Raw genomic sequence first — 26422 nt, forward strand, 5'->3', positions numbered from 1 at the left:
CCCAGACCGGTTTTCCCAAGCGGGAAGCCGAAGACATTGATTTCTACGGTATGAGAGGAGGTTCATCCCATGCAACAAGCAACTGCTAATGCGAAGTTCATCCGCATCGCACCCCGCAAGGCTCAGCTGGTCATCGATTTGATCCGCGGCAAGCAAGTGGGCGAAGCGATCGCGATTCTGCGCAATACGCCGCGTGCGGCATCCCCGATTCTTGAGAAGCTCCTGAACTCGGCTATTGCCAACGCAGAGCACAACTACCAGCTCGACCCGAGCAAACTGGTCATCTCGCAAGCCTATGTGAACCAAGGCCCGACGATGAAACGGTTCCGTGAACGCGCCATGGGTCGCGCAAGCCGCATCAACAAACGCACGAGCCACATCACCTTGGTGGTATCCGAAAAATAAGGAGGGAAAACGTGTGGGTCAAAAAGTAAACCCAATCGGTCTTCGTATCGGCATCATCCGTGACTGGGAGTCCAAGTGGTACGCTGGTAAAGATTACGGCACCCTGCTGATGGAAGACGTCAAGATCCGTGAATACCTGAAGGGCAAGCTGAAGGATTCTTCGGTTTCCCATATCGATATCGAACGCGCTGCAAACCGCGTGAACGTCACCATCCATACGGCTAAGCCTGGTATGGTAATCGGCAAGGGTGGATCTGAAGTAGAAACGATCCGTACGCACCTGTCGAAGCTGACGAACAAGAAAGTTCACATCAACATCACCGAAATCAAAAACCCCGAGCTCGACGCGATCCTCGTTGCGGAAAGCATTGCTCAACAACTGGAGCGCCGTGTTTCCTTCCGTCGCGCCATGAAGCAATCGATCCAAAGAACGATTCGATCGGGAGCCAAAGGAATCAAGACCTCGGTAAGTGGCCGTCTGGGCGGCGCCGAAATCGCTCGTACCGAAGGCTACAGCGAAGGCACCGTACCGCTGCACACCCTGCGTGCAGACATCGACTACGGAACGGCTGAGGCACACACCACCTACGGTCGGATCGGCGTAAAAGTCTGGATCTACCGTGGCGAGGTTCTTCCTGCGGCTAAGAAGAAGGCTGTCCGGGAAGGAGGAAACTAATCATGTTGGTACCAAAGCGCGTTAAGCACCGTAAGGAGCACCGCGGTACGATGAAAGGGAACGCCAAGGGCGGAACCGAAGTATCCTTCGGTGAATACGGCCTGAAGGCTCTCGAACCGGCATGGGTCACGAACCGCCAAATCGAGGCTGCTCGTATTGCCATGACCCGTTACATCAAACGGGGCGGTAAAGTATGGATCAAAATTTTCCCTTCGAAGCCGATCACCCAAAAACCCCTCGAAGTTCGGATGGGTAGCGGTAAAGGTAACGTTGAGAAGTGGGTAGCTGTTGTTAAACCGGGCAAGATCCTGTTTGAACTGGCAGGCGTAAGCGAAGAGATTGCACGCGAAGCCATGCGTCTTGCCGCTCACAAGCTGCCGATCAAGACGAAGTTTGTAAAACGCGAAGAACTGGGTGGTGAAGCAGAATGAAGGCTAGCGATCTCCGCAACCTGACCAGTGCCGAAATCGAGCAAAAAGTGGCAGGTTTCAAGGAAGAGCTGTTCAACCTCCGTTTCCAGCTGGCCACCGGCCAATTGGATAACCCGACTCAAATCCGCAACGTGCGCAAAGAAATTGCACGGGCCAAAACCATTTTGCGTGAAAGGGAGCTCGGTATCGGTTAATCCGATCCAAGCCCAGAGAGGAGGATGAAACATGGCAGAACGCAAGGAACGTAAAGTTCAAGTTGGCAAGGTCGTCAGCGACAAGATGGACAAAACCATCGTGGTTGCCGTCGAAACCTACAAAAAGCACAGCTTGTATCACAAGCGGATTAAATACACGAAGAAGTTCAAGGCACATGATGAAAACAACGAAGCCAAGATTGGCGATACGGTGAAGATCATGGAAACCCGCCCGTTGTCCAAGGACAAGAGCTGGAGAATGGTTGAAATCGTAGAGAAAGCTGTCATCATCTAAGGCCTACTGAAGCCGAAAGGAGGGTATCCCCATGATTCAACCTTTATCCCGTTTGAATGTCGCCGACAACTCGGGCGCTAAGCAACTGATGTGCATTCGCGTGCTGGGCGGAACCGGTCGTCGCGTAGGACATATCGGTGATACGATTATCTGCTCCGTCAAAGAAGCAACACCAGGCGGCGTTGTCAAGAAGGGTGATGTCGTGAAGGCCGTTATCGTCCGCACCAAGTTCGGTGCTCGCCGTAAAGACGGATCCTACATTTCCTTCGACGAAAACGCAGCGGTTGTCATCAAGGACGACAAGAGCCCCCGCGGAACCCGGATCTTCGGGCCGGTTGCCCGTGAGCTCCGCGACCGCGACTACATGAAGATCGTCTCCCTGGCGCCGGAAGTTATCTAAGACAGGGACCTTTTATCCGCCATTAGGAGGTGTAACTGAAGATGCCGAAAGCAAAGAAGAAGCTGGAATCTCACAGCAACAAGCTTCACGTCAAAAAAGAAGACACGGTAGTTGTGATTACCGGTAAAGATAAAGGCAAAAAAGGCCGCGTTCTCGCCGCTTATCCCCGTGAAAACCGTGTTCTGGTTGAGGGTGTTAACCTGGTGAAGAAGCACGCCAAGCCTTCCCAACAGAACCCGCAAGGCGGAATCATCAGCCAAGAAGCTCCGATCCACGTATCGAACGTCATGCTGATTGATCCGAAGAGCGGCAAGCCTACTCGCGTAGGTTACAAAGTGCTCGACAACGGTGACAAAGTCCGCGTAGCTAAGCGCTCCGGAGAAGTCATCGACTAAGAAAAAGCTGGAAAGGAGGAACATGTAACATGGCTGCAAGATTGAAAGATCGTTACTTAAACGAAATCACTCCTGCTCTGATGCAGAAGTTCGATTATAAAACGGTTATGCAAGTACCGAAGCTGGAAAAAGTGGTCATCAACATGGGTGTCGGCGAAGCAGTTGCCAACTCCAAGGTGCTCGACTCCGCGCTTCAAGATCTGCAAATCATCGCAGGTCAAAAACCAGTTATCACCCGCGCCAAGAAATCCATCGCCGGCTTCAAGCTGCGTGAAGGAATGCCGATCGGCGTAAAAGTTACGCTGCGCGGTGAGCGCATGTACCACTTCCTGGACAAATTGTTCAACGTTGCTCTTCCCCGCGTCCGCGACTTCCGCGGTGTATCCTCCAAAGCCTTTGACGGCCGCGGTAACTACACGCTGGGTCTGAAGGAACAACTGATTTTCCCGGAAATTGAATATGACAAAGTCGACAAGGTCCGCGGTATGGACATCGTTATCGTTACGACTGCAAAGTCTGACGAAGAGTCCCGTGAGCTGCTTACCCAGCTCGGCATGCCGTTCGTAAAGTAATTCCTACTATGGAGGTGTTAATCCAGTGGCAAAAACTTCGATGAAGATTAAGCAACAACGCGCTCCGAAGTTCAAGGTCCAGGCGTACACCCGTTGCGAACGCTGCGGGCGTCCCCATTCCGTCCTGCGCAAATTCAAGATTTGCCGGATTTGTTTCCGTGAATTAGCATACAAAGGCCAGATTCCTGGCGTAAGAAAAGCCAGCTGGTAATCACCCCGCTTACGGGAAGGAGGTTCGCTACATGGTAATGTCTGATCCTATTGCCGATATGCTTACGCGCATCCGCAATGCCAATATCGTTCGTCACGAGACTGTAGAAATCCCCGCTTCCAAGATCAAACGCGAAATCGCCGAGATTCTGAAACGGGAAGGCTTCATCCGTGACGCAGAATATGTTCAGGACAACAAGCACGGGATTATCCGTTTGTTCCTGAAATACGGATCCAACAACGAACGCGTTATCACCGGTCTGAAGAGAATCAGCAAGCCGGGTCTGCGCGTCTATGCGAAAAGTCAAGAAATTCCCCGGGTTCTGGGCGGTCTTGGCATCGCGATCATCTCGACGTCCCAAGGCGTCATGACCGATAAAGAAGCTCGTCAATCCAAAGCAGGCGGAGAGGTTCTCTGCTACGTTTGGTAATTGACCAACGTGAACGAATGGAGGTGTAAACATGTCCCGTATTGGTCGTAAACCCATTGCAGTCCCGAGCGGAGTTGCCGTAACCCTCGACAACACGCTGATCACGGTAAAAGGCCCGAAAGGTACCCTGTCCCGTGAACTGCATAAAGATATGAAAGTCAGCGTAGAAGAGAACGTGATCAACGTAGAGCGTCCTTCCGACAACAAGCTGCACCGTTCCTTGCACGGAACGACCCGGAGCGTGGTTGCAAATATGGTGAGTGGAGTTACCGAAGGATTCAGCAAATCCCTCGATCTCGTCGGCGTCGGCTATCGTGCCAACAAGAGCGGCAACAAGCTGGTCTTGAACGTCGGTTACTCTCACCCGGTTGAAATCAACCCGGAAGAAGGCATTGAGTTCGAAGTGCCGGCTCAAAACAAGATCATCGTTCGTGGTATCGACAAGGAACTCGTCGGCGCAACGGCTGCAAAAGTCCGTTCCGTACGTGAACCTGAGCCTTACAAAGGCAAAGGGATCAAGTATGAAGGCGAACGCATTATCCGCAAGGAAGGTAAAGCCGGTAAGAAGAAATAAACCGGCTATCCTAGAACCAGCAGCATGATACGGCAAAGACCGTGTCCAAGATAAGCTGAAAGGAGTGAGTGTTCCCATGATCACCAAAGGCGATAAAAACGAAGCCCGTCTGAAACGGCACTTGCGCGTGCGCAAGAAAATTCAGGGAACGGTTGAACGTCCTCGTTTGAGCGTTTACCGGTCTTCCAAGCACATGTACGCTCAGATCATCGACGATGTAAACGGCAAGACCATTGCAGCAGCGTCGACTCAAGATAAAGAACTGAAAGAGATCGCAAACGGCGGCAACGTCGATGCAGCTCAACAAGTTGGCACCCTGATCGCAAAGCGTGCCAAAGAAAACGGAATCGAGAAGGTCGTGTTTGACCGCGGAGGGTACCTGTACCACGGACGCATCCAAGCATTGGCTGACGCGGCTCGCGAAGCCGGACTCGAATTCTGATCCATTTTGCCAATAAGGAGGTTAAGGACTTGCGCGTAGATCCGAACACACTTGAATTGAAAGACAAAACCGTACACATCAACCGTGTTGCGAAAGTAGTCAAAGGCGGACGTCGCTTCAGCTTCAGCGCACTGGTTGTCGTCGGTGACGGCAACGGCTGGGTTGGCGCCGGGATCGGCAAAGCTTCCGAAGTAGGCGATGCGATCAAGAAGGGTATCGAAGATGCCAAGAAAAACTTGATCCATGTGCCGATCGTCGGAACGACGATTCCTCACCTGGTAACCGGTCGCTTTGGCGCTGGTCGCGTTCTTCTGAAGCCGGCTTCCGAAGGTACCGGTGTGATCGCAGGCGGCCCGGTTCGTGCCGTTCTCGAACTTGCTGGTGTAGGCGACATCTTGACGAAATCCCTCGGTTCTTCCAACTCCACTAACATGGTTAATGCGACGTTGGAAGGCTTGCAACGCTTGAAGCGGGCAGAAGAAGTTGCCAAGCTTCGCGGCAAAACCGTTGAAGAGTTGATGGGTTAAGGAGGGGTAATCATGGCTAAGCAACTGCAAATCACCCTCGTGCGCAGCTTGATCGGACGTCCGGAGAAGCAGCGTGTAACCGTTAAAACGCTGGGACTTACGAAGATGCACCAAACGGTGCTTCAACAGGACAACCCGGCCATTCGCGGAATGGTAAATCAAGTGAAGCACTTGGTTGACGTTGTTGAAGTAGAAGCGTAACTCGCATCAAAGGCCTGTGTCAGGCTGCTATAGAAAAGACAAACAAGGAGGTGCTTGAGCGATGAAAATCCATGAACTTTCCCCGGCTGCGGGATCGACCCATGTGAGCAAGCGTATCGGACGCGGTATCGGTAGCGGTACCGGTAAAACTTCGGGTAAAGGTCACAAAGGTCAAAAAGCTCGTTCCGGCGGTGGTGTTCGCCCTGGATTCGAGGGTGGTCAAAACCCGTTGTACCGTCGTCTTCCGAAGCGCGGCTTCAAGAACATCAACCGTGTGGAATATGCCGTAATCAACTTGGCTGACCTTAACGCGTTCGAAGCGGATACGGTTGTTACACCGGAACTCCTGCTGGAAACCGGTCTTGTGAAAAACCCGAAAGACGGTATCAAGGTTCTGGGCAATGGCGAATTGACCGTAAAGCTGACGGTCAAAGCGAATAAGTTCTCTGCTTCCGCAGTGGAAAAAATCCAAGCTGCCGGCGGTCAATCCGAGGTGATCTAATGTTCAAAACATTGTCCAACATTTTGAAGGTAGAAGATCTCCGCAAAAAGATCCTTTTTACACTTCTCTGTTTGATTGTCTACCGGATCGGGAACTTCATCCCTAGCCCCAACATCAACTCGGATGCACTGAAGGCCCTCGATGAGCAGGGCAGCAGTGTATTCGGCTTGATGAACACCTTTTCTGGCGGAGCGCTGTTCCGCTTCTCCATCTTCGCGATGGGGATTATGCCTTACATCACATCGTCGATTATCGTTCAGCTCCTTTCCATGGATGTCATTCCGAAGTTCGCGGAATGGGCCAAGGAAGGCGAGAGCGGAAAGAAGAAGCTTGCTCAGATCACCCGGTACGGTACCATTGTCCTGGGCTTGATCCAAGGCTTTGGTACGGCAATCTCGTTTAACAACTTGATCCGCACCGGCGCTGGCAGCATCGTCATCGACCCGAAGTTCTCCACCTATGCTTTGATCGCGCTCGTCCTCACTGCAGGTACGGCGTTTCTTATGTGGCTCGGTGAACAAATCACCGAGAAGGGAATTGGGAACGGGATCTCGATCCTGATCTTTGCCGGTATCGTAGCGGCTGTCCCGACTGGGCTGCGTCAACTGGTCCAACAGATGTTCATCGATGCAGGCGACAAGCTGTTCCTGAACATCATCAAGTTCATCGTGCTGATCATCGTGGTCATCGCAATTGTGGCTGGAGTCATCTACGTCCAACAAGGCGTACGGAAGATTCCGGTTCAATATGCGAAGCGCGTTGTGGGCCGCAAGATGTATGGCGGTCAATCCACGCACATTCCGATGAAGGTCAATGCATCGGGCGTTATCCCGGTCATCTTCGCGGTTTCCCTGCTCATGTTCCCGGCGACCATCGCCCAGTTCTGGAGCGACAAGGCTTGGGCCAAGTGGATCCAGCATAACATCACCATCCAAGAACCGGCAGGAATCGGCATCACGCTGTATGTCCTCCTGATCATCGGATTTACGTTCTTCTACACGTTCGTTCAAATGAACCCGCAGCAAATGGCGGAAAACATGAAGAAGAACGGGGGCTACATCCCAGGGATTCGTCCCGGCAAGACCACGGAAGTCTACCTGACCCGTGTCATGACGAGACTGACTCTGGCTGGAGCACTCTTCCTGGCGCTCATTTCGGTCCTTCCTCTGATCTTTACGGATCTTGTCGGCTTGCCGGCTAGCCTGAAGATCGGCGGTACTTCGCTCCTCATCTTGATCGGGGTTGCCCTCGAGACGATGAAGACGATCGAAAGCCAACTGATCAAACGCCATTACAAAGGCTTTATCAACAAATAATGCAGGCCCGGTACTTGCCAAACACCCACGGGGAGGTGGCAAAACGTGAACATCTTATTTATGGGCCCCCCGGGAGCGGGTAAAGGAACGCAGGCGGAGCGGATCGTGAACGCCTATCACATCCCGCACATCTCGACCGGAGACGCGTTCCGGGCGGCCATGAAGCAAGGAACAGCACTCGGACTTGAAGCCAAGCGCTACGTGGATCAAGGGTTGCTTGTTCCCGATGAGATCACGAACGGGATCGTCCGTGAGAGGCTTCAGGAGAAAGACTGTGAAACGGGTTTTCTCCTGGATGGCTTTCCTCGAACGATCTCCCAAGCCGAGGCGCTCGACGGCATTCTGGCCGAACTCGGCAAACAGATCGACCATGTGATCGACCTTCACGTCGATCGGAGTCAACTACTTGCCCGGTTGACCGGACGCAGAATTTGCCGCTCGTGCGGAGCGACTTATCATGTTCTGTTCAACCCTCCTGCGAAGGAGGGTGTCTGCGACAAATGCAGCGGTGAATTGTACCAACGCTCGGACGATACAGAAGAGAAGGTGGGCACTCGTCTTGATGAGTACATCAACAAGACCGCTCCTCTCCTCGACTACTATCAGGCGAAGGGCAAGCTGCGGCAGTTGAACGGAGAGCAGGACATCGACGCCGTCACGGAAGAGATTCATTCGATTCTGCGGGGGCAGGCCGAATGATTATCTGCAAAACCGAGGCGGAGCTTGAATGGATGCGCCAAGCAGGCCGTATTGTGGCAGAGACTCATCGTCTCATGGCCGATGCGGTGAAACCGGGTGTCACCACCCGGGAGCTTGACCGGATCGCAGAGGAGTATATCCGAAGTCAGGGAGCAGTACCTTCATTCAAAGGCTATAACGGTTTTCCTGCCAGCATCTGCGCTTCCGTCAACAATGAATTGGTACACGGCTTCCCCGGCGACCGAACGCTCCAGGAAGGCGACATCATCAGCATCGATATCGGTGCGCAGTACAAGGGCTACCATGGCGATTCCGCCTGGACCTACCCGGTAGGCGTCATCTCTCCTGAAGCCAAACGGCTTCTCGAGGTGACGGAGGGCTCCTTGTTTGCCGGTCTCGCGGAAGCGAAGCCGGACGCGCGGCTGTTCAGCATCTCCCATGCGATTCAGACCTATGCGGAGAGTGCCGGTTTCTCCATCGTCCGCGAATACGTTGGACACGGAGTCGGTACGAAGCTGCACGAGGAACCGCAGATCCCGAATTTCGGCCCTGCCGATCGGGGACCGCGGCTGAAGCCCGGAATGGTGTTGGCCATCGAGCCGATGGTGAACGCAGGCGAGCGCTATGTAAAGACGCTCGCGGATAATTGGACGGTGGTAACCGTGGATGGATCTCTCTGTGCTCACTTCGAGCACACCATCGCCATCACGGCGAATGGTTACGAGATCCTGACGAAGGTCGGGTGACTGCTATGGCGAAGGCTGAGATCGGCCAGCTCGTGAAAATTCGACGAGGCCGCGGCCAAGAGCAGTATGCGGTCATCATCGGTGTGGAAGATGCCCGGTTCGTCTGGATAGCGGATGGAGACAAACGCAAGTTTGACCAGCCGAAGAAAAAGAACATGCTGCACCTCGAATTACTGGATGAAGTAAGCCGGGAAGTTCAGGACAGCATGAGCGAAACGGGACGTGTGACCAATGGAAAGCTGAGGTTCGCTCTTCACTCCTATCGGAACAGAGTTGAACAGCAGCGTGAAGCGCATGAGAGAGGAGAATGAAAGTGGCCAAAGACGATGTCATTGAAGTAGAAGGTACGGTTATCGAGCCTTTGCCGAACGCCATGTTCCGCGTCGAGCTTGAGAACGGGCACAAGATCCTGGCCCATGTCTCCGGGAAGATTCGGATGCACTTCATCCGCATTCTGCCGGGTGATAAGGTCACCGTGGAGCTGTCGCCTTACGACCTGACCCGCGGTCGGATTACCTATCGTTACAAATAAGTTGCATCGAATCCCTTCCGTAAGGAAGAACAGATAGCCGCTCTTATCGGCGGCCGACTACACGGCTTTTCCCGCCTAGGGAAGCTTGCCGTCAACCACGAAAAAGCTTTCCCGCAGGAGAAGCTGCGCCGAAATGCTTGAAGAGGAGGCATAACCATGAAAGTCAGACCTTCGGTCAAGCCGATTTGCGAAAAATGCAAAGTCATCAAGCGCAAAGGCAATGTCATGGTCATCTGTGAAAACCCGAAACACAAACAAAAACAAGGATAACAAGGAGGTGTAGCCTAGAATGGCTCGTATTGCTGGAGTAGACTTGCCCCGTGACAAACGTGTGGAAATTGCCCTGACTTACATTTTCGGGATCGGCAAAACCACGTCGCAAAAGATTCTTGCTATTACGGAAGTAAATCCGGATACCCGCGTGCGCGACCTGACGGAAGACGAAGTCAGCCGTCTGCGTGACGCAATCGACAAGAACCTGAAGGTGGAAGGCGACCTGCGCCGTGAGATCTCGCTGAACATCAAGCGTCTGGTCGAAATCGGTTGCTATCGCGGAGTTCGCCACCGCCGCGGCCTGCCCGTTCGTGGGCAACGCACGAAGACCAACGCCCGTACGCGTAAGGGTCCTCGTCGTACCGTAGCGAATAAGAAGAAATAAAAAGGGGGGAAACCACTAATGGCTAAACCGAAAGCAAAAATTGCTCGTACGAAACGTCGCGACCGGAAGAATATTGAATCCGGCGTAGCACACATTCGTTCTACGTTCAACAACACCATCGTGACCATCACCGACCCGCACGGAAATGCAATTTCCTGGGCCAGCTCCGGCAACATGGGCTTCAAGGGCTCGCGGAAGAGCACGCCGTTCGCCGCTCAAATGGCAGCGGAGTCTGCAGCCAAGGCTGCAATGGAACATGGTATGAAATCTGTTGAAGTGATGGTCAAGGGACCCGGCTCAGGTCGTGAAGCAGCTATCCGCTCTTTGCAAGCCGCCGGCCTCGAAGTGAACCTGATCAAGGACGTCACTCCGATTCCCCACAATGGCTGCCGCCCGCCGAAACGTCGTCGCGTGTAACCCAAGGATCGCTCGGTAGTATAAATATCTCTTCTCTGGTTAAAGCTGGAGAAGGATAGCCATACTACCAGGTTATTATCCGTTAGTAATCCCGAGGAAACGACGTTTCGAAGGAGGGTTCAGTTTCATGATAGAAATCGAAAAGCCGAAAATAGAGACCGTAACCGTAAACGAGGAAGGCAACTACGGCAAGTTCGTAGTAGAACCGCTTGAGCGGGGCTACGGAACCACGCTGGGGAACTCCCTGCGCCGTATTCTGCTCTCCTCGCTTCCGGGTGCTGCTGTTTCGTCCGTGCAGATCGACGGAGTTCTTCACGAATTCTCGACGATCCCGGGCGTAATGGAAGACGTTACGGAAATTATCCTTAACCTCAAAGGCTTGTCGCTTAAGATTCACTCTGACGAAGAGAAGATTCTTGAGATCGACGCCGAAGGGGAAGGCCGGGTTTCCGCAGGAGACATCCGCGCCGACAGCGACGTAGAAATCCTGAATCCGGACCTTCATATCGCAACGCTTTCCCCGGACGCCCGTGTCCACATGAGAATTCATGCAAACAGGGGCCGCGGTTACGTGCAGGCGGACAAGAACAAGCGGGATGACCAGCCGATTGGCGTAATCCCGATCGATTCGATTTACACGCCCATTACGCGCGTCAACTACACCGTGGAGAACACCCGGGTCGGTCAAGTGACCAACTATGACAAGCTCACGCTGGAAGTTTGGACCGACGGGAGCATTCGTCCGGAAGAAGCGGTAAGTCTCGGCGCCAAAATCCTCACCGAGCATCTTTATCTGTTCGTCGGGCTGACCGACGAAGCGAAGGATGCCGAGATCATGGTGGAAAAGGAAGAGGACAAGAAGGAAAAAGTCCTCGAAATGACCATCGAAGAGCTCGACCTTTCTGTTCGCTCCTACAACTGTCTGAAGCGGGCTGGGATCAACACCGTTCAGGAATTGATCACCAAGACCGAAGAAGACATGATGAAGGTGCGCAACCTGGGACGCAAGTCTCTGGAGGAAGTACAAGAGAAGCTCGACGAGCTCGGACTCAGCCTTCGCAGCGAAGAATAATCACGTACAGGAGGAGGGAACCTCATGGCATATCAAAAGTTGGGTCGTGACTCGAGCGCACGGAAAGCATTGTTCCGTGACCTGGTCACCGATCTGTTCATTTACGAGCGCATTCAGACGACGGAAGCGAAAGCGAAAGAAGTTCGTTCCATCGCCGAGAAGCTGATCACCTTGGCAAAACGCGGGGATCTGCATGCTCGCCGTCAAGTCGCTGCCTTCGTTCGCCGCGAGTCTGCTGGCGATCAAGATGCGATTCAAAAGCTGTTCACGGAACTGGCTCCTCGCTATTCCGAGCGGCAAGGCGGATACACCCGGATCCTGAAGCTGGGACCTCGCCGCGGCGATGCAGCTCCTATGGTTTATCTGGAACTGGTAGATCGCGCTTAGTCGTATAACGGGAAAGGGTGGACAGAATCCTCCGGATTCTGCTGAAGCCCTTTTTTTTGTTCCTCTATCCGAATCTTATGCGTGTCCTCTTAAGGGGATCACGCCAGGATAAGCGAGCGGCGCCTTCCGGCGCCGTACCCGTTTATCTCCGACCGGGAGAGATCAACATGCCGAATATCGCGATGGTGGTGAGCTATGACGGGACGGCTTATAACGGCTTTCAGACGCAGCCAGACGGGAATACCGTTCAGGACAAGCTTGAAGCCGCGATCCGTCACCTGACTGGGGAAGAGCTGAAGGTTATCAGCTCCGGCCGTACCGATGCCGGGGTTCATGCTCGCGGGCAAGTGATCAACTTCTTCACGGAATCTCGGATTCCGGTTGAACGCTGGTGCCTGGCTCTCAACTCCCGCCTGCCGAAAGACATTGTGGTCTATAGCGGGAGAGAGGTATCGGTTGATTTTCACGCGAGGCGTTCCGCCAAGCGGAAGACGTACCGCTACTCGATCCAACGCTCCAAATTCCATGATGTGTTTCATTACAATACACGCTTTCATCATCCCCATAAGCTTGCGATAGAGCCCATGAGAGAGGCCCTGGAGGCCCTCACAGGCGAGCATGACTTTACCTCGTTCTGCTCGACGCGGGCATCGGTTGAGTCACACGTACGCACCCTGTATTCCACACGGCTGCTTACGGAGTCCTATGCCGATCTGGAAGATAGCGACGCAGGTGTGATCCACTTGGAAGTGACCGGTAACGGCTTCCTGTACAACATGGTGCGAATTATCGCGGGCACGGTGATGGAAGTAGGAGAGGGCAAACGCAGCCCGCAGGACATTCCGCGCATTCTTGCCGGAAAAGATCGCGCGCTCGCCGGCCCGACTGCGGTTCCCCACGGCTTGATGCTGTGGTCGGTGGAGTATAATTCTTTTCAATCAGGGCTTGATTATAAGTCGGACGTATAGTAAGATTATTGTTGGTGTTTCGACTGGCTTCCCACGGCCCCGAGTTGGAATTACCGCTCAATCTTTACGAACCGCAAGGGCCCGTTGCCGGGTCTTTATCGAAGTTTAGGAGGATACGCAAATGAGTACCACATACATGGCGAAACCGAACGAAGTTGAGCGCAAATGGTACGTTATTGATGCAGAGGGCAAAACCTTGGGGCGTATGGCTAGTGAAGCAGCGAGCATCATCCGCGGCAAGCACAAGCCGGAGTTTACTCCGCACGTGGATACTGGGGATTTCGTCATCGTCATCAATGCCGATAAGGTTGTACTGACGGGCAAGAAACTTCAAAAGAAAATGTACTACCGCCACTCTCTTTATCCGGGCGGTTTGAAAGTGACTTCCGCTCAAGAAATGTTGAACAACAAGCCGGAGCGTATGATCGAACTCGCCATTCATGGCATGCTTCCGAAGAATCGTCTCGGAGACAGCCTGAAAACGAAGCTTAAAGTGTATGCTGGATCTGAGCATCCGCATCAAGCACAAAATCCTGAAGTCTGGGAACTTCGCGGATAATAAAGGGAGGACAGTTTCATGGCACAAGTGCAATACTATGGAACCGGTCGTCGCAAACATTCGGTAGCGCGTGTACGCCTTGTACCGGGTGAAGGACGCATCGTAATCAATAAGCGGGACCTGGACGAATATTTCGGCCTGGAAACGTTGAAGCTGATCGTCAAGCAACCGCTGAACTTGACCGAAACCGTGTCGAAATACGACGTTCTGGTTATCGCAAACGGCGGCGGGATGTCCGGCCAAGCCGGCGCGATCCGTCACGGCATTTCCCGTGCTCTTCTCAAGGCTGACCCGGAATTCCGTGGTTCCTTGAAGAAAGCCGGTTTCCTGACCCGCGACCCGCGGATGAAGGAACGGAAGAAATACGGCCTCAAAGCCGCTCGTCGTGCTCCTCAGTTCTCGAAACGCTAATATCCCGTTGGGATCAAGCCTCTGGCCATTATGGCCAGAGGCTTTTTATTTTGGTCTAGCACGGCCTTCTGATTCAAGCCTGCTCGCAAGAGGGACGAATAAGAATCGGATAAAGATGGAAGCTTATCGGTAACCGTCCATTAGGGGGATTCTGGATGAGGGCGCATCTTTTCAAGAGGGCAAGGTCGAACAAGTCACCCAGTAGCTCCGCATCCGGTGAGGAGAAAGAGAGCTCGAAATCAGCAGAGGACTGTCCCCAGCTAGAGCTTGGCTCAACGCTTGCTGACAAGATACAGATTTTACAAGACAGCCTCGGCCAAAGCTCAGATTTTATCTGTCGCGAGGCGGGGGAGGAAGGCACCCTAGCGGTGGCCTATCTGCTCGGGATGTCAGATCAGCAGCTCCTGGCCGTGTTGATCAAGGAAACGATCCGTTTGACCCGGGTTCAGAGAACACGGTCGGATGTGCTGAGCCAAATGGAAGAACGTCTGCCGTTCGGTACCGTCGACCACCCCGTGACCCTTCAAGATGTGCAGAACGACATCTTGAAGGGCAAGGTGATCCTGCTGATCGAGGGGATGAACGGAGCGGTATCCGTCGCCCTTCAAGGCGGTGCACAAAGGTCGGTGGAGGAGCCAACCTCCCAAACGGTTATCCGCGGCCCGAAGGAAGGCTTTACGGAAAGCATCGGCACCAACATCGCTTTAGTTCGGCGTAAGGTGAAGTCGCTGGACATGAGGGTGGAGACCCATACCATTGGAAGATTGACCAAGACGGAAGTCGCAACGGTTTATCTGGAAGGGATCGCGAAACCAGAGATTGTGGGGGAGATCATTTCGCGATTGCGTGCCATTGATATCGACAGCGTACTGGAAAGCGGTTATATTGAGGATTTTTTGCGTGAACGGGGGTATACGCCGTTTCCGACTATTCTCAATACCGAACGACCCGATACAGTTGCGGCTTCCATTCTGGAGGGGAATGTCGCTGTCTTTGTAGACGGCACTCCGTTTGTATTGCTTACCCCTGCAACCTTTTTTCAGTTTCTCTATTCGAGCGAAGATTACTATCAGAGCTTTGACATCTCGTCGTTTCTCCGGTTCGTCCGTCTGTTTTCCTTTCTCGTCGCCACATTCCTGCCATCGCTCTTTATCGCCATCACCACCTTCCATCAGGAAATGCTGCCGACCACGCTTCTCATCAGCCTTACGGCCCAACGGGAGGGTACGCCACTCCCGGCCTTGATCGAGGCGTTGCTGATGGAATTGACGTTTGAAATCATCCGGGAGGCTGGCGTCCGCATGCCGCGCGCCATCGGACCAGCCATCTCCATCGTCGGAGCTCTTGTGCTCGGCCAAGCGGCGGTTCAGGCGGGGCTCGTGTCTGCAGCCATGGTCATCGTGGTCTCGTTCACAGCGATCTCTAACTTCGTTATCCCTGCCATAAACTTGTCAGCGGCCATTCGACTTCTTCGGTTTGTTTTTATGCTGCTAGGGGGTACGTTGGGGCTCTTCGGAATATTGGCGGGTGCCATCCCCGTTCTCGTTCACATGATCGCTCTGCGCAGCTTTGGCATCCCGTACATGACGCCTCTGGCACCCTTCGACGGATCGGCTTTCCGGGACTTTTTTGTCCGTGCCCCATGGAATCGGATGAATCGACGTCCCATTACAACGGCCAAGCGCAACCCAAAGCGCCAGTCCGAAGAGAGCAGCAAATCAGACGACAGGCCGAGCTGACGTAAGAAAGGAGGAGGGGGGATGAGGCAGCCTAGGAAGGGGATTGTCATATGGGCAGCTATTGCTTTGTTGCTCAGCGGGTGCTGGAATCGCACGGAATTAAATGATCTGGGGATTGCCACAGCAACCGGCTTTGATCGCGAAGAGAGAACCTGGGCCATCACCTATCAGGTTGTCGTCCCATCGGCAATGTCCTCCGGAGCAGGCATGACGGGGGGCTCTTCCCAGCCGGCGGTTCACGTCTACACAACCAAGGGGAAGACGGTGTTAGAGGCAAACAACATGAGCAACCTTGAATATCCTCGGCACTTGTTTGTGGCGCATAACAATACGGCCGTGATCAGCGAGGAGGTCGCTAGACAAGGGATCAGTCAAATTCTCGATGTTTATTTGCGGCAACCGGAAGCGCGAGAGACCGTTCAGCTTCTCGTCACAGAGGGCCGTGCGGCATCCATCCTGAGGGATCTCCTTCCGCCGGAAAAAATTCCGGGAGTCAGCATCGCCGATATTATCCGCCAGCAAACCCGAAACACGTCCAAATTGCCGGAGGTCACCGTCCATGACTTCGCTCTTCACTTGAGCTCGGATACTCATTACCAGGTGATGCCTGTCATCGGATTGTCCTCCATGAATGAAACAGGGGAATCGGACAACCTAACCACCCAAGACATTTACAAGAAAACCTCTCCTTCCAGCAAGCTGAAGTTAACCAAGCTGGCGGTATTTCAAGACGATCGAATGGTGAGGTGGATGACCCTGGAGCAAGCGGTTGGAGTAGCCTGGATTAAAGGAAACCTTCGCAACGCGGTTATCTCATTTCCCACAAGTTCGCAGAGCGACGATAAGCTCAACGATTCCTCCGCTCGCATTATTCAGGCTTCCACCAAGCTTGTTCCCCATAAGAAGGGGAGCGGCTTCGGCGTGCACATTCAAGTCAAGGCCAAGCTGGTGCTGACCGAAGTGACAGAGCCCATCGACATTTCGAAAATGAAGGCCATTCGGGAGATGGAAAAGCAGATCGCCAACAGGATCAAGAGGGATATTGAACAAACCTTGGGCTTCATCCAACACGAAAGGATGGACCTTGTCGGGTTCGCCGATCTCATCCACCGCAAGTATCCGAAGGACTGGCCGCGGATCAAGGAGAACTGGCCGGAGGAATTCGGCCGCATGAATGCGGATGTTCAAGTAAAGACAACCATCGTACGGCCGGGCCTCGTGACAAAATCGACAAAGAGTTTGCTGCAGGAACATTAATCGAACCAGTTGATCAGAGGGGGAATGGAAGTGAAGGGTGTTCCTATTCGGGTATCCTATCTGGCCATTGGTCTGTTTCTCTTCGAAATCGGCAGCAGCTCGCTGTTCCTGTTGGGAGCGAAAGCGGGGAGGGATGCCTGGCTGTCCATGCTGATTGGGGCGGCTGCTAGTCTGCCCTTCTTTCTGCTGTATTTGGTTATTCACCGCCTCGACCCGGAAAAGGATCTGTTTGAGCTGCTTCTGCACTATTTTGGAAAGGTGCTGGGTACTCTGATCGGGTTGATGTTCATGGGGTACTTTATTTTAGAAGCTGCAAGAAACCTCCGGGATTTCGGGGATTTGACGGCACTAACCGTTCTGAACCAGACCCCTCTCTATCTGATTATGGCCATCGTCACTCTGGTCATCATGAATTCGGTGCGATACGGCACGGAAAATCTCATTCTGGTCATAGTCAGTTTATTTCCTGTCATTTTATTCGGTTTCCTGATCCTGATTGCCCTGCTGCTTTCAACCGACTTGGTCAAACTGGAGTTTTTGTTCCCCGTTCTGGAACACGGCATCAAACCGGTCTGGGATACTGCGATTCCGGAGCTGATGTCGTTTCCCTTTTGTCAGTCTGTGCTCTTTCTCGTGTATTTTCCTCTGGCACAGCCTCGCTCAAGGCTGATCAAGGCGATGGTAGGGTGGTACATCGGAACGTCCATCTTTCTGGTCTGCTTGAATGAGATCAGCGTCCTTGTATTAGGCCCTGCACTTGCATCGAACAGCACCTATCCCATTCTTCAGGTCGTACAGTTGATTCGGGTGTCCCAACTGATCCAGCGCTTTGACGCGCTTTTTGTGATGATCTTGTTTTTGGGGCTGGGGACAAAGCTCTGCCTCTTTTTCATGGGAGCGCTGACGGGCTTGGAGCGAATGACCGGCAAGAGCAGAGGGCTTTGGATTCTACCGGGGGGAATCGCTATCTATACCGCAGCCTTTTTCCCTGCCGCGTTTACCTCGTTCGTCAACCTTGGCCTAGAAGTGTTGGTCACCTATGTCTTTCCCATCTTTCAGCTCGCGCTCCCTCTGCTGCTCTTTGGGGTGATGCTCCTGCGTCGAAAGAAAAAGGGGCCGCGCACGAGGAACCATTCGCCCGCCGACTCGACCTAAGCTTCCTGTGACTACATGAATATGGTAGACTTGGGAAAAGACGAGGGAAGAGGAGGGGGAAGCAATGGAGACGGATGCCTACACGCGTTACGTCATTTTGCTGAACATGAACGAAGGCAAGGCTTTTACCGAGGATTTGATTCAGGCGCACGTTGCCCATCTTCGCGAGCTGGATCAAGCAGGCAAACTGGTCCTCTGCGGGCCGTTTCTTGATTACAAGGGCGGGATGGTTATTGTGAAGACCGAAACGCGAGAGGAAGCGGAGGAGATCGCCAAACGCGATCCGTTTGTGGCTTCCGGAACGGAGTCGTATGAGCTTCGCACCTGGGAATTATCCTGTGAGGAAAATCATCACCTGTTAGGTCCAAGCTGAACGCAAATTGTTCCAATTTGATCATAATTGGCGGGCAGAACCCCGTTTGGCCAGGCTGTATCTTACATATACTGCTAGTGAGAATACGGCTAAGCGATCGGGGGTGGTTCAACAATGGAGCAAAACTTCAACGAAATGGGCCGGTCTGAACTTGTGAAAACGCTTCGCTCGCATTACGGGTTCGTCACAGAGGAAGACAATGGGGAAGACAGCGATTGGGCGATCCTGGAGCAATGGGAATGCATGTTGGACGGAGCCATCATGAAGAAGCCCACCATCGAGTAGGAGGATCGTCTGGTCGCGATCCAGATCCAAACATAAGCAGTCCTGCGGCACACGCTGCAGGGCTTTTTCATGCATAAAAAAGAGTTCTTAGATGAATTGACAAACAATGCCATAACCCTATAATAGAGTAAAGCGTTAAATCATATAAGAAAAGAGTGAAATGGGAGGATCTACATGAACCTGTTGGAAAAGGAACGATGGATCGGGGAAGCATCGCTTGCCTTGGAAGAGCAGACTGCCCTCGATGTGCTTCAGGCTGCGGTTGAGCAATTCCCCCGTCTCGTGCTGGCATGCAGCTTCGGTGCGGAGGACCTCGTTCTGGTCGATCTGCTCCACCGAGTGAAGCCGGATGCCGATGTGTTCTACCTCGACACGGGTCTCCACTTCGCGGAGACGTATGAGACACGCGACCGGCTGGAGCAGCATTACGCGAAGACCCTCCTTCAAGTTCTGCCGCGCGTAACCTTGGCGGAGCAGGCGGAGCTCTATGGAGAGGAGCTGTGGAGCTCCGATCCGAATACCTGCTGCCAGCTGCGCAAGGTGAACCCGCTTTCGGATATCCTTAGCCGGTACGAGGCTTGGATTACCGGGATTCGCCGCGATCAGGCGCCGACTCGGGCGAACGCCCGAAAGGTGGAATACGACAGCAAATTCGGTCTGGTGAAGTTCAATCCGCTGGCGGATTGGAGCTCAGACAAGGTTTGGGACTATATCCGGGAGCACGATCTGCCCTACAACCGTCTCCATGATCGGGATTATCCCAGCATCGGCTGCGAGAAATGCACGCGGCCCGTTCGGAATGGCGAAGACCCGAGAGCAGGGCGTTGGTCGGGCTTCGAGAAAACCGAATGCGGTCTGCACAAATAGCCGACAGCACGGCACAAGGATGGAGGGACAGGAGTGGCCATACAAGCTCATGGGGGCCGGTTGGTTCATCGACTGGTACAGGGACTAGAAAGAGAAGAACTGCTTCGGGAGGCAATGTCGCTTCCCGCTATTCGGATCGATCGCTGGACAATCTCGGATCTGGATCTCATCGCAGTAGGAGGGTTCTCGCCTCTCATCGGCTTCATGGAAGAGGCGGACTATCGCTCTGTGGTCGATCGGATGAGACTGGCGAACGGTACAGTCTGGAGCCTACCGATCACGCTTCCTCTGGAAGAATCGGAGGCGGAAGGGCTGGCGCTGGGTGACCGTGTGGCCCTGGTTGGGGCGGAGGATGGAGTCCTCTATGCCATTCTTGAACTGCGCAGTCTGTACCGCGGAGCGGTTCAGGAGGAGGCGCAGAAAGTCTTCCGAACAGCCGACGAGGCACATCCAGGAGTGAGGAAGCTCTATGCTCGCCCGGCTCTTTATGCGGGGGGGCCCGTTTGGGTCATCCATCGCAAGAAACCGGAGGCGTTCACGGCCTTTTATCAGGACCCCGAGGAGACTCGCAGCTTGTTTGAGGAACGGGGATGGAAGACGATCGTGGGCTTTCAAACCCGAAACCCCGTGCATCGGGCCCATGAATACATCCAGAAGAGCGCACTCGAGATCGTGGACGGCCTGTTCTTAAACCCGCTCGTAGGGGAGACAAAAGCGGACGATATTCCAGCAGATGTACGCATGAAGAGCTACCTTGTCCTTCTTAAGCATTACTATCCGCGGGACCGCGTGCAATTGAGCGTCTTTCCGGCGGCCATGCGGTATGCCGGTCCGCGTGAAGCCATCTTCCATGCACTCGTCCGCAAAAACTACGGCTGCACGCATTTCATTGTCGGGCGGGATCATGCCGGCGTCGGGGACTACTATGGAACGTATGAAGCGCAAGAGATCTTTCGATCCTTCACCCCCGAGGAGCTTGGGATCACTCCGCTCTTCTTCGAGCATAGCTTTTATTGCAAGACCTGCGGGAATATGGCTTCAAGCAAAACATGCCCGCACGACTCGAACCATCACTTGACCTTATCCGGAACCAAGGTTCGAGCCCTTCTGCGAGATGGGGAATGCCCGCCTCCCGAATTCACTCGCCCGGAGGTAGCTCAGGTGCTGATAGAGGGAATCCGCGAGCCAGAAAAAGCTTCGGAAGCTGTTCCATCCGTACGGGAAGCCGTTCTTTAGCATATTTGTCCACCTCGTCCCATATAGTGGAGAATGAACGCAGGAGCGTGTCCTTACACGTTCCCTCACGCTCTACGGGATGGGGTGGATCTTTTTTATGCGCAGAATTCGCAATCGGGTGATCATCTGGACAACGCTGCGGGGTCGGATCAAGCTGTCGGTCACCTTGATGCTGCTCGTCATGATGGTGCTCGTGTTTGGTTATCGACTCCCCTCCGAATCCGTATCCACGCAATGGAGCCTTCCCTTGTCTGGTAAAGTGATCGCCATCGATGCGGGGCATGGAGGACCGGATGGAGGTGCCGTCAGCCGAGAGGGTGTGGTGGAAAAGGACGTCAACCTCGCGGTGGCCTTGTACCTCCGTGATTATTTGCAGGAAGCCGGCGCGCTCGTGGTCATGACGCGGGAGACGGACACCGATCTGGCTGACAGCGGGACGAAAGGCTACAGCAAGCGCAAGACGGAGGACCTGGTTCGCCGTGCTCAAGCGCTCAATGCGCGGCAGGTCGACTTGTTTCTCACCATCCACATGAACAGCATTCCATCTCCTCGATGGTCCGGGGCTCAAGCCTTCTATACGGAGAATCATCCCGATAACGCCGCCCTTGCGGCACTCGTTCAAGATGAAATCCGGAAAAACTTGGCCAACACGGATCGGGTGGCGAAGCCGGTCGACAAGACCGTGTACCTGCTCAAAATGATGAAGGTTCCGAGCGCCCTCGTTGAACTGGGCTTTCTCAGCAATCCGGAGGAAGCGAGAAATCTAAGCCAGCCCTCATATCAGCAAAAGCTTGCCGCTACGGTGTACCAAGGAATCCTCCGTTACCTGTCCGGCGAGAAGGCTCCGGCATCGGCTCTACCTGAGCTTTAGCTCCTAATCCGATCGAATCGTTCCCCTCGCTTGCAAGGGGGTTCTCTCATTTTCTTCTTGGTTCTTCTATGATCGAATAAGCGCTTCCGCAACCCTATGGTATACTGGGTAAGAAAGAAATGGGATGCATGCCAACCTAATTTTGCCCGACTGAGGTGCTCCATATGGTAACGAAGGAACAGATACTGGACGTGCTTTCTGGTTTTTATGATGGCGGATTTCATCGGTCTGCCGTGGAATTGGGATTGATCCGAGACATCATGATCCGAGAGGATCAGGTGGCCTTGACCTATGTGCTTGCTGATCCCAATGCCGATACATCGCTGTATCGGCAGGAACTGGAGGAGGCTCTGCGCTCGATAGGGGTCCACGCGCCGCATATTCGCTTTCGGCCGATGACAGACTATGAGCGAGATGCCATTGTACAGCGCCTGCAAGGGGGAAGTGGTAAGCCGAAGGAAGAGAGCGTTGCCCCTGTTGGGCGCGAGGCAGAAGGCTCCCTTTTTGCTTCCGGCTCCCAAACGCGTTTTCTGGCCATTGCCAGCGGGAAGGGCGGAGTCGGCAAATCGACCGTCACCGTCAACGTAGCGGTAGCGCTCGCCCGATTGGGGTACCGCGTTGGCTTGATCGATGCGGATATCTACGGCTTCAGCGTGCCCGACATGATGGGAATCGAACAAGGCCCCACCCCGCATGGAGACAAGCTTCATCCAGCAGAGCGGTTTGGCGTGAAAGTCATGTCCATGGGCTTCTTCGTGGAGGAGAATGCACCCGTAATATGGCGCGGCCCCATGCTGGGAAAAATGCTGCAGAGTTTCTTCCGTGAAGTGGAGTGGGGAGAGCTTGACTATCTGCTCCTTGATCTCCCTCCGGGGACGGGGGACATCGCACTTGATGTTCACCAGATGCTTCCAGGCTGCCAGGAACTCATCGTCACAACGCCGCATGCGACAGCTGCTTTTGTCGCCGCTAGGGCGGGAGCCATGGCGCTTCGAACCGATCACGAAATCGTCGGCGTCGTTGAAAATATGGCATACCTCGTCAATCGGCACGGTGAAACCGAGTACGTGTTTGGACGGGGGGGAGGAGCCAAGCTTGCCGAGGAGCTGAATGCCGAGCTGCTTGCTCAAATTCCGTTGGGCCAACCCGATTTGTCGCCTGGTGACCCCGATTATTCCCCGTCGGTTTATCCCGCAGACAGTGAAATCGGCCGTCTCTATCTCGCTCTGGCGGAACGAGTTGCAGCCATAATCGGTTAAGTCAGTAAGAAAATAATCGCCCCTCCTTGCCTAGGCGAACGCCAATAGGACCGTCCCCACAGAAAGGGGTACGGTCCTGTTTGTTTGCATCGCCGATTAACTGCTCGAGCCACCCTGTCCTTGTCCTTGCTGGTTGTTCTCGTCTCCGCCGCTTCCTTGTCCTTCGCCTCCGGAGCTTCCCTTTTTCTGCTCGTCTGTTGCTTTCAACTGTTCGCTGCTTTTTGGTTTTGTCTGCATTTCGATGGCTTCCCCCATCAGCTTGACCAGCTCAGCCTGGAATAACGGCGAGGACAGGGATTCCTTGACCACGGTCATCATCGTCAATCGAAATTGCTGGCCCTTTAGAACGTTTTCCACGATCTTGGTGTATTCGGGGTCCTTCATCAACTGGATGAGTTCCTTTTGATACTGCGGGTCCTTCATAAGGTCTTTTTGAATCTGGGTGTTCTGCTCTTGCAATGCCTTGGCAAAATCAGCAGCAAATGCCGGGTCCGTAAAGGTTTCTTCGATGAGCTTCACGCCTTCAGAGCCGGTCAGGACGTTCTTGACCGTCTCCTGGATCTGCCCGCCCTGCTCGGAGGCGAGCAGACGGAAGCTTGAGCTCTTGCCGGAGGATTGCTGGAGCTGCTTCATCGCTTCTTCGCTCTTCAAGATATCCAGAACCATTGTCTTTGTGTCCTTGTAGCTCGTCCCTTCATCGCTGGACGACTGGGCAGGGGCGCCGCAGGCGGTCGTAAGCATGAGAGCAAGCATGGCGGCTGTGGCTTTTGCGGTCATTCCCTTCATCACGGACGGTCTCCTTTCTTCCGAATGCTGTACCGATAGTATTTGCGGAGTTGAGGGGATTATCAGCGGGAAGAGTCGCTTTTTTCGGGGATCGTTGGTACAATGAGCATGAATAAGCTGGCAAAAAAAACGCCTGCCCCGCCTGAGACACGGAGCAAGCGATTCGACTTTTTGTCAGATGGCGCAACCCCTTATCTTGCTGTCGGTTTGGCGCTTGGCGAGGGGGAGGCAGAAGGCTTCGGCCCCGTTCCTTGATCTTGAACCGGCTCCTGCTTTAATCCAGCCTGATGGATGAGGCTCGATACGTTGACGAAGGTATACCCTTTGGCACGCAGTTGATCGATGATGGCAGGAAGAGCTTCCAGGTTGTTTTTGGCGGAGTCGCTCGCATGAAGCAAAACGATGTCTCCCGGATGCGCGCGGCTTGTCACCCGATCCACAATGGCTTGGGCGCTTTTGTCCATCCAGTCTTGCGCATCGGTATCCCATTGCACGACGGTGTACCCAAGCTCATCCGCAATTCGGAGAACGCGCTTGTCAAAGTCTCCATTGGGGAGACGAAGGAGCTCCGGCTGCTTTTTGGTGACATCGGATAGGATCGCATGTGCTGTCTGGATTTGGTTGCGGATTTCATCATCCGACAGGGTGCTGTAATTCAAATGCTTGTGCCCGTGGCTCCCGATCTCGAAGCCGTTCTTGATGAGTTGATCGACAACCTTAGGATGGCTTTTGGCCCAGGGGGAGGACAGGAAGAATGTTGCTTCCTCCACTCCTTTGTCCTTCAACGTTTGAATGATGGGAGAGGGCAGCTTGTCACCCCAACTGATGTCGAAGGTGAGGGCAACGACCTTGTCGTTCGTGTTGACACTGTAGACGGCGAGCGGCTGTTTTTGTGCGAATACCGTCAAGTTCTCCTTTTCCGCATAGATGATACCGGCACCAAACAATAAGGCGACGGCGATGACCAGCACGCGTTTGATCTTTTTGCCGTTCCATACATAGAAACCATTCATGATCGGATCGACCTCCTGAGTGCGGCGGGCGGTGCGCCTTGTTGATAGCAGTATATGCTTGTACGGAGGCGTTCAGACCGCTTGTCTTGCTGGATCGTTACAGGGGCCGAGTTATAGAATCGAGAAGATAGATCCGCAAAATAGATCCAGAAGATAGACCGAGAAGGGAAGCGAAGTGGTCGTGAGGCTTCAACCGCTTGTTCAGCACTTAAGAGGAATGCGCAAGTACATCGTGGTATCCGCGCTTATTTTTTTACTTGGCGTTGTTCTTGGATCCATGAATTTGTTTCAAGGAGTCATGCAGTCGACCCTGGCCGAGATGGGGGACCTCACGGAAGCTGCTGGACACTGGCCTAACTATGATTGGGGGCTGTTCAGCATGCTGATGCTCAATAACGCCTCGGCGCTGCTATTCGCTCTGTACGGCGGAGCGTTCTTTGGGCTCCTGCCCGTGTACTTCCTGATTTTAAACGGCATGGTTGTGGGCTACATGGGGGTTCAAGAGGCAAGTCAAGGTACGCTCGGCACCTATGTGCTGTCGATTCTCCCCAATGGCCTCTTCGAGTGGACCGCGATTATTCTTGCTTCCGCTTATGGGATCCGTTTTGGCTTCTTGCTTCTTGACGGATTGATCAGCCTGCCGAGTCCGAAGGGGCGTGCAAGAGTCAAAGCAGGGTTTCTCGCCTATTTCCGTATGCTCTTTCCCTTGATGGGGCTTCTTCTCCTGCTGCTGCTAGTCGCGGCGGGACTGGAGGTATTCGTTTCTCCGTGGATTTTTCCAGCCTGACACTCATAAAAGCAAACAGACTTGAGCATAACTATAAGACATGCCTTTGAGACGAGTTTGATCATTCGGTCGGAAGGGGACAGTCGGTTTATGCTCGGTTTTTTATTTAATGAGAGAGAATGTCGGGAGCTCGAATACATGCTTCGCAAGGAATTGGATGAGATGGCATACGATCTGAAGGACGATCAGTTGAACCGGGATATCCGCACCGCTGTAGAAGGGCGATACAAAGTGGTCTTTCGCATGTATGCACGGCTAGCTTCCCCTCAAGAAATATCCCGCTACGCACGCAGCAAAATTCGCTCTTAACCCGTCTTCGGAAAAAAGTTATTCAGAATGCTTGACGAAATAGAAGGCGTATGGTACATTAATTCTCGCCCTTTCGAGACGGCCGAGCCGCTAAGAAAGACGCAAAACACGGCTTCGAGCTTCAGACGATGCAAAAGACTTCAAAAAAAGTACTTGCAAAGCTGAACGGAAACGTGGTAATATATAAGAGTCGCCGCTTGATTCAAACTCGAATTTGAGAGCGAAGAAAAACGCGATGCATGCCCTTTGAAAACTGAACAACGAGTGGTAAGGACGCAGAATTCGAACTTTGGTTCGAAAGACGCACAAACAAACACGCAAGTGTTGATGAATGAGCTTAAGTGAAACGATCTATAAACTTTTATGGAGAGTTTGATCCTGGCTCAGGACGAACGCTGGCGGCGTGCCTAATACATGCAAGTCGAGCGGAGTTTATCTGATTCTTCGGATGAGGATAAGCTTAGC

At 53.6% G+C, this 26422-nt stretch carries 41 protein-coding genes and 1 rRNA gene; 40 read left to right on the plus strand and 2 right to left on the minus strand.

Features of this window, described 5'->3' with window-relative positions; genetic code table 11:
* The first annotated feature begins 69 nt into the window (after positions 1-69).
* From rplV to AAFN83_RS21640, 37 genes are all read left to right on the plus strand, one after another.
* A complete protein-coding gene (gene rplV, locus AAFN83_RS21460) occupies positions 70-405 on the plus strand; it encodes a 50S ribosomal protein L22 (RefSeq protein ID WP_347773217.1) in 336 nt (111 codons plus the stop codon).
* A gap of 13 nt (positions 406-418) precedes the next feature.
* Positions 419-1081, plus strand: a complete 663-nt coding sequence (gene rpsC / locus AAFN83_RS21465; protein ID WP_347773219.1) for a 30S ribosomal protein S3 — start codon at positions 419-421, stop codon at positions 1079-1081.
* 2 nt (positions 1082-1083) lie between these two features.
* On the plus strand, positions 1084-1512 hold the full coding sequence (gene rplP / locus AAFN83_RS21470) for a 50S ribosomal protein L16 (protein ID WP_058300201.1): 429 nt from the start codon (positions 1084-1086) through the stop codon (positions 1510-1512).
* On the plus strand, positions 1509-1706 hold the full coding sequence (rpmC, locus tag AAFN83_RS21475; RefSeq protein WP_058300202.1) for a 50S ribosomal protein L29: 198 nt from the start codon (positions 1509-1511) through the stop codon (positions 1704-1706). Before rplP ends, rpmC begins: the two co-directional genes overlap by 4 nt.
* A gap of 31 nt (positions 1707-1737) precedes the next feature.
* Entirely contained in the window at positions 1738-2001 is a 264-nt protein-coding gene (gene rpsQ / locus AAFN83_RS21480) for a 30S ribosomal protein S17 (protein ID WP_347773222.1), read from the plus strand.
* Between the two features lie 31 nt (positions 2002-2032).
* Entirely contained in the window at positions 2033-2401 is a 369-nt protein-coding gene (gene rplN, locus AAFN83_RS21485) for a 50S ribosomal protein L14 (RefSeq protein ID WP_347773224.1), read from the plus strand.
* Positions 2402-2442: 41 nt separating this feature from the next.
* The gene (gene rplX / locus AAFN83_RS21490; protein ID WP_347773226.1) at positions 2443-2796 is read left to right on the plus strand and encodes a 50S ribosomal protein L24; all 354 of its coding nucleotides are present in this window, start codon (positions 2443-2445) and stop codon (positions 2794-2796) included.
* A 29-nt stretch (positions 2797-2825) separates the two neighbouring features.
* Positions 2826-3368 (plus strand): 50S ribosomal protein L5, encoded by a 543-nt coding sequence (gene rplE / locus AAFN83_RS21495; protein WP_347773228.1) that lies wholly within the window; start codon positions 2826-2828, stop codon positions 3366-3368.
* A 25-nt stretch (positions 3369-3393) separates the two neighbouring features.
* Positions 3394-3579, plus strand: coding sequence for a type Z 30S ribosomal protein S14 (locus AAFN83_RS21500; RefSeq protein ID WP_082651657.1), 186 nt, complete (start codon positions 3394-3396; stop codon positions 3577-3579).
* 31 nt (positions 3580-3610) lie between these two features.
* Positions 3611-4009, plus strand: a complete 399-nt coding sequence (rpsH, locus tag AAFN83_RS21505; protein WP_347773231.1) for a 30S ribosomal protein S8 — start codon at positions 3611-3613, stop codon at positions 4007-4009.
* Between the two features lie 31 nt (positions 4010-4040).
* The gene (gene rplF, locus AAFN83_RS21510; protein ID WP_347773233.1) at positions 4041-4583 is read left to right on the plus strand and encodes a 50S ribosomal protein L6; all 543 of its coding nucleotides are present in this window, start codon (positions 4041-4043) and stop codon (positions 4581-4583) included.
* Between the two features lie 76 nt (positions 4584-4659).
* Positions 4660-5025, plus strand: a complete 366-nt coding sequence (gene rplR / locus AAFN83_RS21515; RefSeq protein ID WP_347773235.1) for a 50S ribosomal protein L18 — start codon at positions 4660-4662, stop codon at positions 5023-5025.
* Positions 5026-5054: 29 nt separating this feature from the next.
* Positions 5055-5552, plus strand: coding sequence for a 30S ribosomal protein S5 (rpsE, locus tag AAFN83_RS21520; protein WP_058300210.1), 498 nt, complete (start codon positions 5055-5057; stop codon positions 5550-5552).
* A gap of 12 nt (positions 5553-5564) precedes the next feature.
* Complete coding sequence (rpmD, locus tag AAFN83_RS21525) at positions 5565-5753, plus strand: 50S ribosomal protein L30 (RefSeq protein WP_058300211.1); 189 nt, start codon at positions 5565-5567, stop codon at positions 5751-5753.
* A gap of 61 nt (positions 5754-5814) precedes the next feature.
* Positions 5815-6255: a 50S ribosomal protein L15 gene (gene rplO / locus AAFN83_RS21530; protein WP_347773238.1), complete on the plus strand. Its 441-nt coding sequence runs from the start codon at positions 5815-5817 to the stop codon at positions 6253-6255.
* The gene (gene secY, locus AAFN83_RS21535) at positions 6255-7571 is read left to right on the plus strand and encodes a preprotein translocase subunit SecY (protein ID WP_347773240.1); all 1317 of its coding nucleotides are present in this window, start codon (positions 6255-6257) and stop codon (positions 7569-7571) included. The genes rplO and secY overlap by 1 nt, the downstream gene beginning before the upstream one ends.
* Positions 7572-7616: 45 nt before the next feature.
* Positions 7617-8270 carry an adenylate kinase gene (locus tag AAFN83_RS21540; RefSeq protein ID WP_347773242.1) on the plus strand — a complete coding sequence of 218 codons (654 nt, stop codon included), beginning with the start codon at positions 7617-7619 and terminating at the stop codon, positions 8268-8270.
* Positions 8267-9016: a type I methionyl aminopeptidase gene (gene map / locus AAFN83_RS21545; protein ID WP_347773244.1), complete on the plus strand. Its 750-nt coding sequence runs from the start codon at positions 8267-8269 to the stop codon at positions 9014-9016. The genes AAFN83_RS21540 and map overlap by 4 nt, the downstream gene beginning before the upstream one ends.
* 5 nt (positions 9017-9021) lie before the next feature.
* Positions 9022-9327 (plus strand): KOW domain-containing RNA-binding protein, encoded by a 306-nt coding sequence (locus AAFN83_RS21550; RefSeq protein ID WP_347773246.1) that lies wholly within the window; start codon positions 9022-9024, stop codon positions 9325-9327.
* Between the two features lie 2 nt (positions 9328-9329).
* Complete coding sequence (infA, locus tag AAFN83_RS21555) at positions 9330-9548, plus strand: translation initiation factor IF-1 (protein ID WP_023558720.1); 219 nt, start codon at positions 9330-9332, stop codon at positions 9546-9548.
* Positions 9549-9704: 156 nt separating this feature from the next.
* Positions 9705-9818: a 50S ribosomal protein L36 gene (gene rpmJ, locus AAFN83_RS21560; protein WP_023388342.1), complete on the plus strand. Its 114-nt coding sequence runs from the start codon at positions 9705-9707 to the stop codon at positions 9816-9818.
* Positions 9819-9837: 19 nt separating this feature from the next.
* Entirely contained in the window at positions 9838-10206 is a 369-nt protein-coding gene (gene rpsM, locus AAFN83_RS21565) for a 30S ribosomal protein S13 (protein WP_347773249.1), read from the plus strand.
* Between the two features lie 18 nt (positions 10207-10224).
* Positions 10225-10623, plus strand: a complete 399-nt coding sequence (rpsK, locus tag AAFN83_RS21570) for a 30S ribosomal protein S11 (RefSeq protein WP_058300218.1) — start codon at positions 10225-10227, stop codon at positions 10621-10623.
* 127 nt (positions 10624-10750) lie between these two features.
* Positions 10751-11695 (plus strand): DNA-directed RNA polymerase subunit alpha, encoded by a 945-nt coding sequence (locus AAFN83_RS21575; protein ID WP_058300219.1) that lies wholly within the window; start codon positions 10751-10753, stop codon positions 11693-11695.
* A gap of 24 nt (positions 11696-11719) precedes the next feature.
* Complete coding sequence (gene rplQ / locus AAFN83_RS21580; RefSeq protein WP_347773252.1) at positions 11720-12082, plus strand: 50S ribosomal protein L17; 363 nt, start codon at positions 11720-11722, stop codon at positions 12080-12082.
* A gap of 167 nt (positions 12083-12249) precedes the next feature.
* Entirely contained in the window at positions 12250-13050 is an 801-nt protein-coding gene (gene truA / locus AAFN83_RS21585) for a tRNA pseudouridine(38-40) synthase TruA (RefSeq protein WP_347773254.1), read from the plus strand.
* A 121-nt stretch (positions 13051-13171) separates the two neighbouring features.
* Entirely contained in the window at positions 13172-13609 is a 438-nt protein-coding gene (gene rplM, locus AAFN83_RS21590) for a 50S ribosomal protein L13 (RefSeq protein WP_347773256.1), read from the plus strand.
* Positions 13610-13627: 18 nt separating this feature from the next.
* Entirely contained in the window at positions 13628-14020 is a 393-nt protein-coding gene (gene rpsI / locus AAFN83_RS21595; RefSeq protein ID WP_347773258.1) for a 30S ribosomal protein S9, read from the plus strand.
* A 155-nt stretch (positions 14021-14175) separates the two neighbouring features.
* Positions 14176-15759, plus strand: coding sequence for a spore germination protein (locus AAFN83_RS21600; protein WP_347773260.1), 1584 nt, complete (start codon positions 14176-14178; stop codon positions 15757-15759).
* A 21-nt stretch (positions 15760-15780) separates the two neighbouring features.
* Positions 15781-17016 carry a Ger(x)C family spore germination protein gene (locus tag AAFN83_RS21605; RefSeq protein WP_347773262.1) on the plus strand — a complete coding sequence of 412 codons (1236 nt, stop codon included), beginning with the start codon at positions 15781-15783 and terminating at the stop codon, positions 17014-17016.
* A 30-nt stretch (positions 17017-17046) separates the two neighbouring features.
* Positions 17047-18171, plus strand: coding sequence for a GerAB/ArcD/ProY family transporter (locus tag AAFN83_RS21610; protein ID WP_347773264.1), 1125 nt, complete (start codon positions 17047-17049; stop codon positions 18169-18171).
* A gap of 64 nt (positions 18172-18235) precedes the next feature.
* The gene (locus AAFN83_RS21615; RefSeq protein WP_347773266.1) at positions 18236-18544 is read left to right on the plus strand and encodes a YciI family protein; all 309 of its coding nucleotides are present in this window, start codon (positions 18236-18238) and stop codon (positions 18542-18544) included.
* A 114-nt stretch (positions 18545-18658) separates the two neighbouring features.
* Positions 18659-18829 (plus strand): hypothetical protein, encoded by a 171-nt coding sequence (locus tag AAFN83_RS21620; RefSeq protein WP_347773268.1) that lies wholly within the window; start codon positions 18659-18661, stop codon positions 18827-18829.
* A 174-nt stretch (positions 18830-19003) separates the two neighbouring features.
* Entirely contained in the window at positions 19004-19696 is a 693-nt protein-coding gene (locus AAFN83_RS21625) for a phosphoadenylyl-sulfate reductase (RefSeq protein ID WP_347773270.1), read from the plus strand.
* A 33-nt stretch (positions 19697-19729) separates the two neighbouring features.
* Positions 19730-20932, plus strand: coding sequence for a sulfate adenylyltransferase (gene sat, locus AAFN83_RS21630; RefSeq protein WP_347773272.1), 1203 nt, complete (start codon positions 19730-19732; stop codon positions 20930-20932).
* A 97-nt stretch (positions 20933-21029) separates the two neighbouring features.
* The gene (gene cwlD, locus AAFN83_RS21635) at positions 21030-21803 is read left to right on the plus strand and encodes an N-acetylmuramoyl-L-alanine amidase CwlD (protein ID WP_347773274.1); all 774 of its coding nucleotides are present in this window, start codon (positions 21030-21032) and stop codon (positions 21801-21803) included.
* 164 nt (positions 21804-21967) lie between these two features.
* The gene (locus AAFN83_RS21640) at positions 21968-23062 is read left to right on the plus strand and encodes a P-loop NTPase (RefSeq protein ID WP_347773276.1); all 1095 of its coding nucleotides are present in this window, start codon (positions 21968-21970) and stop codon (positions 23060-23062) included.
* Positions 23063-23158: 96 nt separating this feature from the next.
* Here the strand turns inward: AAFN83_RS21640 and gerD are convergent, their stop codons facing one another.
* Together gerD and pdaB are read right to left on the minus strand one after the other, a co-directional pair.
* Positions 23159-23848, minus strand: a complete 690-nt coding sequence (gerD, locus tag AAFN83_RS21645) for a spore germination lipoprotein GerD (protein WP_347773278.1) — start codon at positions 23846-23848, stop codon at positions 23159-23161.
* A gap of 191 nt (positions 23849-24039) precedes the next feature.
* The gene (gene pdaB / locus AAFN83_RS21650; RefSeq protein WP_347773280.1) at positions 24040-24861 is read right to left on the minus strand and encodes a polysaccharide deacetylase family sporulation protein PdaB; all 822 of its coding nucleotides are present in this window, start codon (positions 24859-24861) and stop codon (positions 24040-24042) included.
* A gap of 181 nt (positions 24862-25042) precedes the next feature.
* Between pdaB and AAFN83_RS21655 the strand changes: the two genes are divergently transcribed.
* The 3 genes from AAFN83_RS21655 to AAFN83_RS21665 all read left to right on the plus strand — a co-directional run.
* Positions 25043-25648: a stage II sporulation protein M gene (locus AAFN83_RS21655; RefSeq protein WP_347773282.1), complete on the plus strand. Its 606-nt coding sequence runs from the start codon at positions 25043-25045 to the stop codon at positions 25646-25648.
* 90 nt (positions 25649-25738) lie between these two features.
* Complete coding sequence (locus AAFN83_RS21660) at positions 25739-25957, plus strand: hypothetical protein (RefSeq protein WP_347773284.1); 219 nt, start codon at positions 25739-25741, stop codon at positions 25955-25957.
* Positions 25958-26317: 360 nt separating this feature from the next.
* A 16S ribosomal RNA gene (locus tag AAFN83_RS21665) occupies positions 26318-26422 on the plus strand; the annotation flags it as partial.

Origin of the sequence: Gorillibacterium sp. CAU 1737, from assembly GCF_039888655.1 — a bacterium.
Lineage (GTDB): Bacteria > Bacillota > Bacilli > Paenibacillales > NBRC-103111 > Gorillibacterium.